The sequence below is a fragment of the Streptomyces sp. NPDC028907 genome (assembly GCF_055564995.1).
Genome location: NZ_JBVHVE010000015.1, coordinates 48,652 through 62,233, shown reverse-complemented (window position 1 = coordinate 62,233; position 13,582 = coordinate 48,652). Strand labels below are relative to the sequence as shown.

Below are 13,582 nucleotides of genomic sequence, written 5' to 3'. Positions count from 1 at the left end.
CGGTGACGCAGCACAACCCGACCGCGGACGAGCTGCTCCGTTCGGTCACCGACACATTCGGCGCGGAGGCGGCGCCGAGCGAGGACGACAGCCTCATCGCCTGGGGCCTGGACTCGATCACCCTGATGAAGATCGCGGGCGGCTGGCGCAAGCGGGGCGTCCGGGTCAGCTTCGCCGAGCTGGCCAAGGAACCGACGCTGCGCGCCTGGCGGGAGCTGCTCGCGGCCCACGTCCCGGCCGCCGAACAGACCCCGGCCCCGCCACCTCCCGCTCCCGAACCCCGCGAGCCGTTCCCGCTTGCCGTGATGCAGCACGCGTACTGGATCGGCCGCGGCGACGAGACCACCCTCGGCTCGGTCGCCGCCCATCTCTACGTCGAGTTCGACGGCCCCGGCGTCGACCCCGACCGCCTCGACACGGCCGTACGGGCCCTCGCGGCCCGGCACGGCATGCTGCGCGCCCGCTTCACCGACGACGGCCGCCAGCAGATCCTGCCCGAGTTCACCGGCCCCGCGACCGTCCTCCACGACCTGCGCACGCTGGACGCCGACGCGGCCGCGGCCGCACTGGAGGACGTCCGCCACTCCTCCTCGCACGCCCGCCTGGACATCGCCGCCGGTGAGGTCTTCTCCGTGCAGTTGTCGCTGCTGCCGGACGGGGCGAGCCGACTGCACGTCGACGTGGACATGCTCGCCGCGGACGCGCTCAGCTACCGGGTGCTGCTCTCCGACCTCGCCAAACTCTACGAGGACCCCGGCGCAGCGCTCCCGCCCATCCGCACCAGCTATCCGGAGTACCTCGCCGAGCGCGCCGACGTCCGGCGGCTGAGCCGCGAGCAGGCACAGCGGTGGTGGCAGCAGCGGCTACCCGAACTGCCCAGCGCCCCCGAACTCCCCGTCGTCCCCGAGGCCGAGCGCACCGACCCGACAAGGGTGACCCGTCGGCACCACTGGCTGCCGCCGGACGAGAAGCGGCGGCTGACCGCCCGCGCCCACCAGCACGGGCTGACCCCGGCCATGGCGGTCGCGACCGCCTTCTCGGAGGTGCTGGCGGCCTGGAGCGGACAGCCGCGGTTCCTGCTGAACGTCCCGATGTTCGACCGCAGGGGCTCGCACCCCGACATCGACCTCCTCGTCGGGGACTTCACCAGCTCGGTGCTGCTCGACGTCGACCTGACCGAACCGGGCTCGTTCACCGAACACGCGCGGCGCCTCCAGGACCGTATGCACACCGACGCGGCGCACTCCGACTACTCGGGTGTCGAGGTCCTGCGGGACCTGTCCCGGCTGGGCGGCGAACAGGTCCTGGCACCCGTGGTGTTCACCAGCGCCCTCAACCTCGGCGAGCTCTTCGACGCGGGCGTGCGGAAGTCCTTCGGCAAGCCCGCCTGGATCATCTCCCAGGGGCCGCAGGTACTCCTCGACGCCCAGGTGACCGAGGTCGACGGCGGACTGCTGGTCAACTGGGACGTCCGGGAGGACGCCTTCCCGGCCGGCCTGGTCGACGCGATGTTCACCGCCTTCCACGGGCTCGTCACCCGGCTCGGCACCGACGACACGGTCTGGGAGCGCACGCTCCCCGCTCTGCTGCCCGCCGAGCAGTCGGCGGTCCGCGCCAAGGTGAACTCCACCGAGGGCCCGCGCAGCCACCGGCTGCTCCACCAGGGCTTCTTCGAACGCGCCGCCGAGCGGCCGAAAGCCCCGGCCCTGCTGTGGGCCACCGAAGGTGCCCTGTCCTACGGCGAGTTGGCGGATCGCGCACTGCGTACGGCCGCCGCCCTCGTGGCGCACGGTGTGCGGCCCGGCGACACGGTCGCGGTCAGCCTTCCCAAGGGGCCCGACCAGATCACCGCAGTCCTCGGCGCGCTGGCGGCGGGCGCCGCGTACGTGCCGATCGGCGTCGAGCAGCCGCCCGCCCGCCGCGACCGCATCCGCGCCACCGCCGGGTTCCGTGTCGCGCTGACCGACGGACGCCCGTTCGAGGACGTCGGCCTCGACGCCCTGCCGGTCGCGGAGGCCCTGCGCACCGCCGCACCCCTCGCGCGGCCGGTCGCGGTCGACGAGGAGCAGCCCGCGTACGTGCTGTTCACCTCGGGCTCCACCGGTGAGCCCAAGGGCGTCGAAGTCCCGCACCGGGCCGCCATGAACACCATCGAGGACCTCAACGACCGCTACGGCGTGGGCACTTCCGACCGTTGTCTGGCCCTGTCCGCCCTGGACTTCGACCTCTCCGTCTACGACGTCTTCGGGCTGCTGAGCGAGGGCGGAGCCGTCGTGCTGATCGACGAGGACGACCGGCGCGAGGCGAGCCAGTGGGCCGACCTCGTCCGCACCCATGGAGTGACGGTCCTCAACTGCGTACCCGCGCTTCTCGACATGTTCCTGCTCGCCACCGCCCCCGGCGAACTCACCGGCCTGAAGGTGGTGTTGCTCGGCGGCGACTGGGTTGGCACCGACCTGCCCGGGCGGTTGGCCGAGCGGGCACCCGGGTGCCGGTTCACCGGGCTGGGCGGGACGACGGAGACCGCGATCCACTCGACGGTCTGTGAGGTGACGGACAGCCAAGTACCGGCGCACTGGCGGGCGGTGCCGTACGGGACTCCGTTGCGCAACGTCCGCTGCCGGGTCGTCGACAGCCACGGGCGGGACTGTCCGGACTGGGTGCCGGGTGAGCTGTGGATCGGCGGGGAGGGGGTGGCGCTCGGCTACCGGGCCGATCCGTCCCGTACGGCCGAGAAGTTCACCGAGGCGGACGGGCTGCGCTGGTACCGCACCGGCGACCTCGCGCGGTACTGGCCGGACGGCACCCTGGAGTTCCTCGGCCGCCGCGACCACCAGGTCAAGCTGCGCGGTTTCCGGATCGAGCTGGGCGAGGTGGAGTCGGCGCTCGCGGGTCACCCCGCCGTCCGACGCGCAGTCGCCGGGCTGACCCGAGGGCAGGGCGTGCAGCTGGCGGCCGCCGTGGCCGCCGACGCGGGTACGGCCGAGGACGAGTTGCGGGACTGGGCGCGCTCCGTACTGCCGCCGCACATGGTCCCGGCCCGGATCACCGTGGCCGAGGAGCTCCCGCTCACCTCCAACGGCAAACTCGACCGCCGTGCCGTACAGGAGTTGTGGCAGGTGGACGAGGCGGAGCGGCACCGGGCCCCCGGCACCGCCCTGGAGACGGTCGTGGCCCGCGTCTGGCAGGACGTCCTCGGCGTCGAACACGTCGGCCTCGACGACGGCTTCTTCGCCCTCGGCGGCGACTCGGTCCTCGCGACCGTGATCGTCGGCCGGCTGCGGGAGGCGCTGGACACCTCGGAGGTGTCCGTACGCTCCCTCTTCGCGACCCTCACGGCGGGCGGCATGGCCAAGCGGCTCTCCGCCGAGGAGGAGACCGCCGGGCGGCTCGAACAGGTCGCCGCGATCCACCTGGAGATCGAGGACATGTCGGCGGAAGAGATCGACTCCGCGCTGCGCGACACCTGAGAAGACACAAGGGGGAGGGGCGGGGTGCCATAGGCGCCCCGCCCCTCCCTCGTCGCCCCCCTCGGGCGGGTCAGTCGAGCGCGGACGGTCAGTCGAGCTTCTCGAAGCCCGGCTCCAGGTTGTTCAGCGCCCACGGGATGCCCAGCGCGGACGGGCTGCGGAGCTGGCTGATGGTCGCGACGTCGGTGACGACGTACCGGTCGTCCTTCACCGCGGCCATGTTCTTCACCAGGTCACTGGACTCGAACGCCTTCTTCAGATCCGGTGTGGTGAAGGCGATGACGACCAGGTCGGCGTCGAGCTTGTCGAGCTGCTCGAAGGACAGCTCGCCCGTCGGGCTGCCGTTGACCGTCTTGATGTTCTTCACCGACGAGGTCAGGCCCATCCCGACCTGGCTCATCAGCTTGGCGGCGAAGTCGTCCTCGGAGGCGATCGTGAAGATCTTCGCCGGGGTGTTGCCGATGGACAGGCTGTAGGTCTTGCCCTGGAGCTTCGGGTGCTTCTCCTTCACGGCGGCGATGCTGTCCTCGGTCTCCTTGATGACCTGCGCGCCCTGCTCCTCCTTGCCGACGGCCTGGGCGACCACCTGGACGTGCTCCTGCCAGGTCTGCTGCCCCCAGGCCGTCTCGTAACCGATGGTCGGTGCCACCGCGGCGAGCTTCTTGTAGTCCTTGTCCAGAGTGAAGTCGGAGGTGGCGAGGATCAGATCGGGCTGCAGGGACGCGACCTTCTCGTAGTCGACGGCGGTCAGCGTGTCGAGCAGCTCGGTCTTCTTGGTGTCGATCCTGTCCTTCAGCCAGGGGTAGACGCCGTCCTTGCTGAGGGCGTCCTTGGAGACCGCGACCGGCGTGACACCCAGGGCGTACAGCGCGTCGATGTCGTCGGTGCCGCCGTTGCCGATCACCACGATCCGCTCGGGCGCCTTGGTGATCTTCGTGGTGCCGAACTTGTGCTTGATGGACACCGGGAAGGCGGACGAGGAGTCCGCCTTCGCGTCTCCGGAAGCGTCGGAGGAGGTGTTCGAGTCGTCCTTGACGGAGCCGCAGGCCGCCAGGGCGGCGGCCAGGGCGACGGTGAGAAGGGTGCTGAGGAGCTTTCTCGACATGCGCGCCAGTAAAGCAAGGTAAGCCTTGCCTTAGCAATGCGTTTCGGACAACTTCTTTGTGTTTGACGGTAGTTGGCGATCTTTGATCACGGGTGGGTGGTGAGGTAGCCCCCCATCGTCCGGAAGTAGTCCCTCGCCGCGTACTCCGTGCCGTCGTCGGTACGCAGCCGCCGGATGGCCAGTCCCGGGTGCCGGCCGCTGTGCGCGTCCGCGCCGGCCACGATGACCACACCGTCGCCCTCGGGGATGAAGACGCGGCCCGGAGTGCCGCCGTAGCGGCCCTCGGAGACGGCGGCCGAGACGATCCTGATCCGCTGTCCGCGGTGGAACGTGTACGCGTTGGGATACGGGTCCGACTGGGCGCGCACCAGCCGCTCCAGGCGCTCCGCGGGCCACCGCCAGTCGATGCGGCTGTCCTCCAGGGACCGCTTGTGGAAGAAGCTCGCGCGGCTGCGGTCCTGGGGCTGCCAGTGGGAGGCCGCCCGGCCGGAGTCGATGAGGTCGAGCGACTCGCGCACGATGGGCGCGATCAGGTCGACCGTGCGATGGAACAGGTCCGTTGCCGTGTCGGTCGGACCGACCGCCACCGAGCGTTGCACCAGGATGTCCCCGGCGTCCAGCTCGGCGTTCATGCGGTGCGCGGTGACGCCTACGCGCTCCTCGCCGTTGATGAGCGCCCAGATGATGGGGGAGAAGCCGGCGTAGGACGGCAGCAGCGAGTCGTGGACGTTGAGCGTGCCGTGCGGGGGCAGGTCGAAGAGCTCCGGCGGCAGCCAGGTGCGCCAGTTGTTGGCCACGAGGATGTCGGGCCTGGCCTCGCGCAGCGCGGTGAGGAGTTCGGGGTCGTCGGGTCGGTTGCGCAGGAGGAGGGGGACGTCGTGCTTCTCGGCCAGCTCGGCGACGGAGTCGCCCCAGATCCTCTCGTAGGCGTGGTCGCTCCTGGGGTGGGTGACCACGAGGACGACCTCGTGATCGGAGTCCAGCAGGGCCTGGAGTGTGCGGTGGCCCCAGGTCTGGTAGCCGAACATGGCGACGCGCATGCGGTTCTCCCCTTCGGCGGGCTCCATTGCAAGGTAAGGCTAACCTTATCTAACATGTGGCTGCCTGAGGGAGGCGATGCCACGGTGAAGTCACCGCTCACGGGATCGGACACCACCTACGACGTCCTCGGAATCGGCTTCGGGCCGTCAAATCTCGCCCTGGCCATAGCGATTGACGAACACAACGCGAACCTTCCGGCGGACCGTCGGATCAACGCCCTGTTCCTGGAACGGCAGTCGGGTTTCGGCTGGCACCGGGGCATGCTCATCGACGACGCCACCATGCAGGTGTCGTTTCTCAAGGACCTGGTCACGCTGCGCGATCCGGCCAGCGACTTCAGCTTCCTGTGCTTCCTGCGTGAGCGCGGCCGGCTGATCGACTTCCTGAACCAGAAGACGCTCTTCCCGCTCCGCGTGGAGTTCCACGAATACTTCGAGTGGGCCGCCGAGCGGGTGCGGCACCTGGTGGCGTACGGCCATGTGGTGACCGCCATCGACCCCGTGCGCGACGACACGGGCACGGTGACGCACTTCGACGTGGTCTGTCGTGACCCGGAGCGCCCCGGCCGGACCATCACCCGCCGGGCCCGTGACATCAGCGTCGCGGTCGGCCTGGAACCCCATGTGCCGCCCGGCGTCGAACTGTCCGAACGCGTCTGGCACAACAGCCAGTTACTGCCCCGGGTGACCGAACTCGCCGCCGCCGGTGAGCCGGTGCGCCGCGCGGTCGTCCTCGGGGCCGGGCAGAGTGCCGCCGAGACCGTCGACTATCTGCACCGCTCCTTCCCCGAGGCCGAGGTCTGCGCGGTGTTCGCCAAGTACGGCTACACCCCCGCCGACGACAGCCCCTTCGCCAACCGCATCTTCGACCCGGAGGCGGTGGACGTCTACTTCGCCGCCCCCTCCGAGGTCAAACAGTCCCTGTTCGACTACCACCGCTCGACCAACTACTCCGTGGTCGACATGGAGTTGATCGAGGCCCTGTACGCCCAGGCGTACCAGGAGAAGGTCACCGGCCGGGAGCGGCTGCGCTTCCTCAACGTCTCCCGCATCCGCGACGTGCGAGAACGCGGCGACGGCGCGATCGACGTGGCGGTGGAGTTCCTGCCGACCGGGGAGCAGCAGACCCTCCGGGCAGACCTGCTCGTGCACGCCACCGGCTACCGGCCCCGTGACCTCACCGCCCTGCTCGGCGAGGCGGCGAAGGTCTGTCTGCGGGACGACGGCGACGCGATCCGGGTCGCCCGTGACCACCGTGTGGAGACCGCGAACGACGTCACGGCGGGGATCTACCTCCAGGGCGGCACCGAGCACACCCACGGACTCACCTCGACCCTGCTGTCCACCACCGCGATCCGCGCCGGGGAGATCCACCGCTCCCTGCTGGCCCGCCGCACGGCGTCCGTCTGAGCCGGGTCAGACCGCTTCCGCCGCGGGCACGGCGGGGTCGAACACCGCCAGCACGCCGTCGGTGGACGTCACCGCCCCGCACGTGTCCGCGATCCACTCCAGCGCGAACCCATGGCTCCCGGCCGACGCGTCGGCGACCGCGTCCGCGACGACGAAGGGCTCCAGGTCCTGCACCCAGGCGTCGGCCGCGGTCATCAGCACACCGACCCGGGCGAACAGGCCCGCTATCACCACCTGGTCCCGCTTCAGGTCACGCAGCCGGCTGTCCAGCCGGGTCCGCGCGAACGCGCTGTGCTTGCGGGCGGTGAGCACGGTGTCCCCGGTGCGCGGCTCGACCTGGCGGGCGAAGGCCTCGCCGTCCCGGTCGGCCGGCGCACCGGAGCGGCGTACGTACACCGCCGGTCCGCGCTCCCCGGCGGGCACGGAGTGGATGACGGGCACGCCCGCGGCATGGGCGGCACGCACCAACCGGCCCGTGTTCGCGAGGAGTTCGGTGACCGGGGCGCCCTCCTGCTCCAGTACGCGCACGAAGCGCCTCTGTAAGTTGAGCACCACGACAGCGGCCCGGCCGGGGTCCAGCGTCCACCCTGTGGTGTCGTCGGGCAGCATCGCGGCGGTCGGCATGACGTACGGGAAGATCGAGCCAGGCGTCATCTCGGGTTGCCCTTCGGTGAGTCGGGGAAACCCTACTTAGGTTAGCCTCGCCTAAGTTGGATGTCTTGTCGTTGGGTCCTGTGAACGGCCCTCATCCCAGGGCGCGGTCCAGATTGAAGGCCGCGCTGATCAGGGCGAGATGCGTGAACGCCTGGGGGAAGTTGCCCTGTTGCTCACCCGTGTGGCTGATCTCCTCGGCGTACAGCCCCAGATGGTTGGCGTACGTCAGCATCTTCTCGAAGGCGAGGCGCGCCTCGTCGACCCGGCCGGCCCGGACCATGGCCTCGACGTACCAGAACGAGCAGATGGAGAACGTGCCCTCGTCGCCGCGCAACCCGTCGGGGCTCGCCTGCGGGTCGTAGCGGTAGACCAGCGAGTCGGACACCAGGTCCTCGGTGAGGGCGTCCAGTGTGGACAGCCACTTGGGGTCGGTCGGCGCGATGAACTTCGCCAGCGGCATCATCAGCACCGCGGCGTCCAGCACATCGTCGTCCTCGTGCTGGACGAAGGCCTGCCGGGCCTCGGACCAGCCCCGCTGCATGATCCGCCGGTAGATCGTGTCCCGGCACCCGCCCCAGCGCGGCAGATCCGCCGGCAGACCGCGCCGGGTGGCCATCCGGATGGCCCGCTCGATCGCCACCCAGCACATCAGCCGCGAGTACAGGAAGTTCTTGCGGCCACCGCGGGTCTCCCAGACGCCCTCGTCCGGCTGGTCCCAGTTGTCGCACACCCAGTCCACCAGCGCGCACACGTCGTCCCACTGGTCGCTGGAGATCGGCTTGGCCCACTTGTCGTAGAGGTAGATCGAGTCGATCAGCGCCCCGTAGATGTCGAGCTGGAGCTGGCCGGCGGCGGCGTTGCCGATGCGCACCGGCGCGGAGCCCATATGCCCCTCCAGATGGCCGAGTTCGCGCTCGGGCAGCTCGGCGCGGCCGTCGATGCCGTACATGATCTGCAACGGGCCGCTCTGACAGCCGTCCCCCCGGCTGACGTGCTCGGTCAGGAAGTTCATGAACGCCTCGGCCTCCTCGGTGAAGCCCAGGCGCAGCATCGCGTACACACAGAAGGCGGCGTCGCGCACCCACACGTACCGGTAGTCCCAGTTGCGTTCCCCGCCGCGCTGCTCGGGCAGGCTCGTCGTCGGAGCGGCCACGATCGCGCCGGTCGGCGCGTAGGTGAGCAGCTTCAGGGTGAGCGCCGAGCGGTGCACCATCTCCCGCCAGCGGCCCCGGTACTGGGAGGCGGACAGCCACTTCCGCCAGTACGCCACCGTGCTGTTGAACTGCTCCTCGGCCTCGGTCCGCGCGCACCGGCGCAGCGTCACCTCGGCGCCGAGCTGGTCCAGCGCGAAGACCGCCGACTCGCCCTGCGCGAGCTTGAACTCGGCGCGTACGTCCGGTCCTTCGACGTCGAGCGGCATGGTCGAGGTCAGCCCGAGCGACAGCTTCTCGGACTCGAACACCACGACCTCGCCCACCATGCGGACGGTGTGCGGCTGAGTGCCGTACTCGAAGCGCGGCGCGACCCGCGTACGGAACGGGATCGACCCGCGCACGCACACCACCCGCCGGATCAGCCGGTGCCGTTCGGACTCGACCGAGCCGCCGTCCACCGGCATGAAGTCCTGCACCTCGCCGACGCCGTCCTCGGTGAAGAACCTGGTGATCAGGACGTTGGTGTCGGGGAAGTAGAACTGCTTGGTCCTGGCCGGCACCGCCGCCGCCAGCTCGAAGCAGCCGCCCCGATCCGCGTCCAGGATCGCCGCGAAGACGCTCGGGGCGTCGAAGGCCGGGCAGCAGTACCAGTCGATCGTGCCGTCCGTCCCCACCAGGGCCACACTGCGCAGATCGCCGATCAGCCCGTGCTCGGCGATCGGCAGATAGCGCGCCGCCGTGGGTGGGTCCGTCCCGATCCGGGTTGTGCTCATCGCAGCCTCCCTGGCCCGCCGACACCCTGGCCCGCAGTGCGCCTCGCTCCCAGCGTAGGTGGAATCGAACGGGTGGGTGCCGGGATCGGGGGCCGGGACCGCCTGGGCTCAGACCGCGATGACCCGCAGGCCCGCCTCCTCGAAGCGCCGTACGGTGTCGGGCTCGGCCGCCGTGTCCGTGACCAGCGTGTCCACCGCGTCGGCCGCGCAGATCCGGGCGAACGCCCGCTGGCCCAGCTTGCTGGAGTCGGCGGCCACGACCACCCGCTCGGCGCGCTCGCACAGCAGCCGGTTGATCGCCGCCTCCGCCTCGTCGTGCGCGGCGGCGCCGTGCGTGGCGTCGAAGCCGACGACGCCGAGGACCGCCACGTCGAGGGTGATCTGGGACAGCACACCGTCCGCGAGCGGTCCGATGAGCTCGTACGACTGCGGGCGCGCGACCCCGCCGGTGAGCACGATCTTGAACTGGGGGCGGACGGCCAGCTCGTTGCCGATGTTCAGCGCGTTGGTGACGACGGTCAGCGCGGGCGTGCCGGACACCAGGTCGCTGCGCACGGCCAGGGCGCGCGCCACCTCGGTGGTCGTCGTTCCGCCGGTCAGCCCCACCGCCTCGCCGGGCGCGACGAGGTCGGCCACCGCCTTGGCGATGCGCTGCTTCTCGGAGGCGTGCCGGGCGGTCTTGTAGCGCAGCGGCAGTTCGTACGACACTCCGTGCACGACCGCGCCGCCCCGCGTGCGGACGAGCATCTGCTGCTCGGCGAGCTGATCGAAGTCACGGCGGATCGTCGCGGCGGAGACCGCCAGCTCGGCGGCCGCCTCCTCGACGTCCAGCCGGCCCCGCTCCACGAGCAGCTCCAGCAGCGCCTTCCAGCGGGCGTCGCGCGACATCCGCCCTCCATTCCTCGATCATTCCCCGATCTCCGGCGACCTTAGCGCACCCCCCTCCAGCCCAATGCTTGATTCTGCTCGAAAGCTCGCGTTATCTTGCATGAACAATCACAAGCACCGTGATGTTCAACGAGAGCGTGAGGGACGGCGGCATGACGCATGTCGAGGACGAGCTCAACAGCCAGCCCGAGTGCTGGACCCGCGCGGCGGCAGAGGCGACCGGCCACGGCACGGTCCTGCCGGAACCGGGGGAGCGGGTCGCGGTCGTCGGCTGCGGAACGTCGTACTTCATGGCTCAGGCCTTCGCCGCGCTGCGCGAGGGATCGGGCCGGGGCGAGACGGACGCCTTCGCCGCCTCGGAGTTCCCGCACGGACGCGCGTACGACCGAGTCCTTGCCCTCAGCCGCTCCGGTACCACGACCGAAGTGCTCGACCTGCTGGGCAAGTTGAAGGGCGGTACGCCGACCACGGCACTCACCGCCGACCCGGACACGCCTGTCATGACGGCCGCCGACGAGGTCGTCGTCCTCGACTACGCCGACGAACGGTCCGTCGTGCAGACCCGGTTCGCGACCACCGCCCTCACCCTGCTCCGCGCCCACCTCGGCCTGCACACCGACATGGTCGTGGCCGACGCGCGCACCGCCCTCGCCTGCGACCTGCCCGAAGGGCTTGTGGAGTGCGGGCAGTTCACCTTCCTCGGCCGGGGCTGGACCGTCGGGCTCGCCAACGAGGCCGGGCTGAAGATGCGCGAGGCGTCCCTCGCCTGGACCGAGGCGTACCCGGCCATGGAGTACCGGCACGGCCCGATCAGCATCACCACGAGCGGCACCGCGACCTGGATGTTCGGTGAGGCGCCCGAGGGGCTGGCCGAACAGGTGCGCTCCACCGGCGGACTGTGGATCGAGGGCCGTCTCGACCCGCTCGCCGAACTGGTCCGCGCCCAGCGCCTCGCGGTCGCCGTCGCCGCGGCCCGAGGCCTCGATCCGGACCGGCCGCGCCACCTCACCCGCTCGGTGATCCTCGCACCCTGACACACGCCTGCCACACCTCACACGCCGAGAAAGGACAGGCCGTGCCCCTCGTGACCACCGGCGAGCTCATCACCCGCGCCGCCGCAGCCCGCTCCGCCGTCGCCGCCTTCAACGTCATCACCCTTGAGCACGTCGAGGCCGTCATCGCCGGCGCGGAGTCGGTGCGTTCACCCGTCGTACTCCAAGTCAGCGAGAATGCCGTCAAGTTCCGCTACGGACGCCTGCTCCCGCTCGCCCGCGCCGCCGTCGCGGCCGCCGAACGCGCCGCCGTACCCGTCGCGTTGCACCTCGACCACATCCAGAGCGACGACCTGCTGCGCCAGGCGCCGGACGCCGGGTTCAGCTCCGTGATGTACGACGCGGCGAGGCTGCCGTACGCCGACAACCTCGCCGCCACGAAGGCCGCCGTCGACTGGGCACACGCCCAAGGCCTTTGGATCGAGGCCGAGTTGGGGCGGCTGGGCGGCAAGAACGGTGAGCCGCCCCTCGACGCCCACACCCCGGGTGCCCGCACCGACCCGGCCGAGGCCCACGCCTTCGTCGCCGACTCAGGCGTCGACGCCCTCGCCGTGGCCATCGGCAGCTCGCACGCCATGACCACCCGCACCGCCACCCTCGACCACCACCTCCTCAAGCGCCTGGCCGGCGCCCTCGACGTCCCCCTCGTCCTGCACGGCTCCTCCGGCGTCCCCGACGGCGAACTGACCGCGGCCGTCGCGGGCGGCATCGCCAAGGTCAACGTCGGCACGGCCCTCAACATCGCCATGACGGGAGCGATCCGGGACTTCCTCGCCGCCCACCCCGAGGCCGTCGACTCACGCAAGTACCTGAGCGTCGGCCGGGAGGCGATGGTGCGGGCGGTGGCCGACATCATCCGGGTACTGTCCCGCGACGTGACGGCTACCTCTTGACGGCCCTCAGCACCACGAACTTCGGGTCTCCGGCGATGAGTTGACTGTTGCCGAACAGCCGCCGCAGCTTCACGTGGTAACCGAGATGCCGGTTGCCGACCACCCACAGCTCGCCGCCCGGCCGCAGCGCACGCCGGGCCCCCGTGAACATCCGCCACGCTGTCGCGTCGGTCGTGGCCTGGTGGGAGTGGAACGGCGGATTGTTCAGCACGAGGTCCACACTCCCGGCCGGCACCCCCGCCAGCCCGTCCCCGACCCGGAACTCGGCGTGCCCCGGCACCCCGTTCGCCCGGTACGTCGCCTCCGCCGAGGCCACCGCCTGGAACGACTCGTCCACGAACAGCACCTCGGCGTCCGGGTCCGCCAGCGCCATCGCCGTACCGACGACGCCGTTGCCGCACCCCAGGTCCACCACCCGCCGGGCGCCCTCGCCGCTCGGCAGATGCCCCAGGAAGAACCGCGTACCGATGTCGAGCCGGTCGGCACAGAAGACGCCCGCGTGATTGACGACCGTGCGCCCCGAGACCGGGCCGATCCCGTTCGGGAGGTCATAGACATGCGGCCACGGGTTGGCGGGCCGCTCCACGGACGGCTCGGGCGTGCAGAAGATCAGCCGGGCCTTCCGCTCGGCGAGCGAGGTGCGGGTCGGGCCGAGGATCCGCTCGAACAGCTGGAGCGTCGAGGTGTGGATCTCCTTCACCATCCCGGTGCCGACCACCACCGTGCCCTCGTGCACCGCGGGCGCCAGCCGCAGCAGCTGGTCCTCCAGCAGCGCCAGGCTCTTCGGCACCCGCACGAGCAGCACGTCGACCCGCTCCGGCGGCGGGTCCTGCGTGGTGCGGAGCTGGACGGTGCCGGGCTCGACACCGTGCCGGGCGAGGTTGGCCCGGGTCGCCTCCTGGGCGAGGTAGGAGTCGGTGATCTGCACCGGGCCGTGCGTCGCGAGCGCCGTGACCAGGGCGCCCCAACGGTCACCGACGACCACGACCGTACCGGCCGGCGGGGTCTCCTGCCCCGCGAGATGCCTCAGGAGGTACTCGTCGGAGGCGTCCCACGCGCGCAGCCTCTCACGGGGGTCCTCGGGGAAACGGGTCAGCGCGAGCTCGCCCCAGGGCGTCGTCATACGGTCGTTCATCGTGCGTC

Annotated in this window: 10 protein-coding genes; 4 read left to right on the top strand and 6 right to left on the bottom strand. The window is 70.9% G+C overall.

Annotation, left to right across the window (positions count from 1 at the left end):
• Window positions 1-2: 2 nt before the first annotated feature.
• On the top strand, window positions 3-3,470 hold the full coding sequence (locus ACZ4UU_RS35955; RefSeq protein ID WP_471907592.1) for a non-ribosomal peptide synthetase: 3,468 nt from the start codon (window positions 3-5) through the stop codon (window positions 3,468-3,470).
• A gap of 88 nt (window positions 3,471-3,558) precedes the next feature.
• On the opposite strand, the gene ACZ4UU_RS35950 is transcribed toward ACZ4UU_RS35955, so the two are convergent.
• Together ACZ4UU_RS35950 and ACZ4UU_RS35945 are read right to left on the bottom strand one after the other, a co-directional pair.
• Window positions 3,559-4,575 carry an iron-siderophore ABC transporter substrate-binding protein gene (locus ACZ4UU_RS35950; RefSeq protein WP_471907591.1) on the bottom strand — a complete coding sequence of 339 codons (1,017 nt, stop codon included), beginning with the start codon at window positions 4,573-4,575 and terminating at the stop codon, window positions 3,559-3,561.
• 86 nt (window positions 4,576-4,661) lie between these two features.
• The gene (locus ACZ4UU_RS35945) at window positions 4,662-5,615 is read right to left on the bottom strand and encodes a methionyl-tRNA formyltransferase (RefSeq protein ID WP_471907590.1); all 954 of its coding nucleotides are present in this window, start codon (window positions 5,613-5,615) and stop codon (window positions 4,662-4,664) included.
• Between the two features lie 84 nt (window positions 5,616-5,699).
• Between ACZ4UU_RS35945 and ACZ4UU_RS35940 the strand changes: the two genes are divergently transcribed.
• The gene (locus ACZ4UU_RS35940; protein WP_471907589.1) at window positions 5,700-7,025 is read left to right on the top strand and encodes a lysine N(6)-hydroxylase/L-ornithine N(5)-oxygenase family protein; all 1,326 of its coding nucleotides are present in this window, start codon (window positions 5,700-5,702) and stop codon (window positions 7,023-7,025) included.
• 6 nt (window positions 7,026-7,031) lie between these two features.
• Here the strand turns inward: ACZ4UU_RS35940 and ACZ4UU_RS35935 are convergent, their stop codons facing one another.
• The 3 genes from ACZ4UU_RS35935 to ACZ4UU_RS35925 form a co-directional block, all read right to left on the bottom strand.
• Entirely contained in the window at window positions 7,032-7,679 is a 648-nt protein-coding gene (locus tag ACZ4UU_RS35935; RefSeq protein ID WP_471907588.1) for an isochorismatase family protein, read from the bottom strand.
• A gap of 91 nt (window positions 7,680-7,770) precedes the next feature.
• Window positions 7,771-9,606, bottom strand: coding sequence for a glycoside hydrolase family 15 protein (locus tag ACZ4UU_RS35930; RefSeq protein WP_471907587.1), 1,836 nt, complete (start codon window positions 9,604-9,606; stop codon window positions 7,771-7,773).
• Window positions 9,607-9,714: 108 nt separating this feature from the next.
• A complete protein-coding gene (locus tag ACZ4UU_RS35925) occupies window positions 9,715-10,494 on the bottom strand; it encodes a DeoR/GlpR family DNA-binding transcription regulator (protein WP_471907586.1) in 780 nt (259 codons plus the stop codon).
• A 152-nt stretch (window positions 10,495-10,646) separates the two neighbouring features.
• On the opposite strand from ACZ4UU_RS35925, the gene ACZ4UU_RS35920 reads away from it, so the two are divergent.
• A complete protein-coding gene (locus ACZ4UU_RS35920) occupies window positions 10,647-11,528 on the top strand; it encodes an SIS domain-containing protein (protein WP_471907585.1) in 882 nt (293 codons plus the stop codon).
• 41 nt (window positions 11,529-11,569) lie between these two features.
• A complete protein-coding gene (locus ACZ4UU_RS35915; protein ID WP_471907584.1) occupies window positions 11,570-12,439 on the top strand; it encodes a class II fructose-bisphosphate aldolase in 870 nt (289 codons plus the stop codon).
• On the opposite strand, the gene ACZ4UU_RS35910 is transcribed toward ACZ4UU_RS35915, so the two are convergent.
• The gene (locus tag ACZ4UU_RS35910) at window positions 12,429-13,562 is read right to left on the bottom strand and encodes a methyltransferase (RefSeq protein ID WP_471907746.1); all 1,134 of its coding nucleotides are present in this window, start codon (window positions 13,560-13,562) and stop codon (window positions 12,429-12,431) included. The two genes, ACZ4UU_RS35915 and ACZ4UU_RS35910, sit on opposite strands and share 11 nt — an antisense overlap.
• Window positions 13,563-13,582 lie beyond the last annotated feature (20 nt).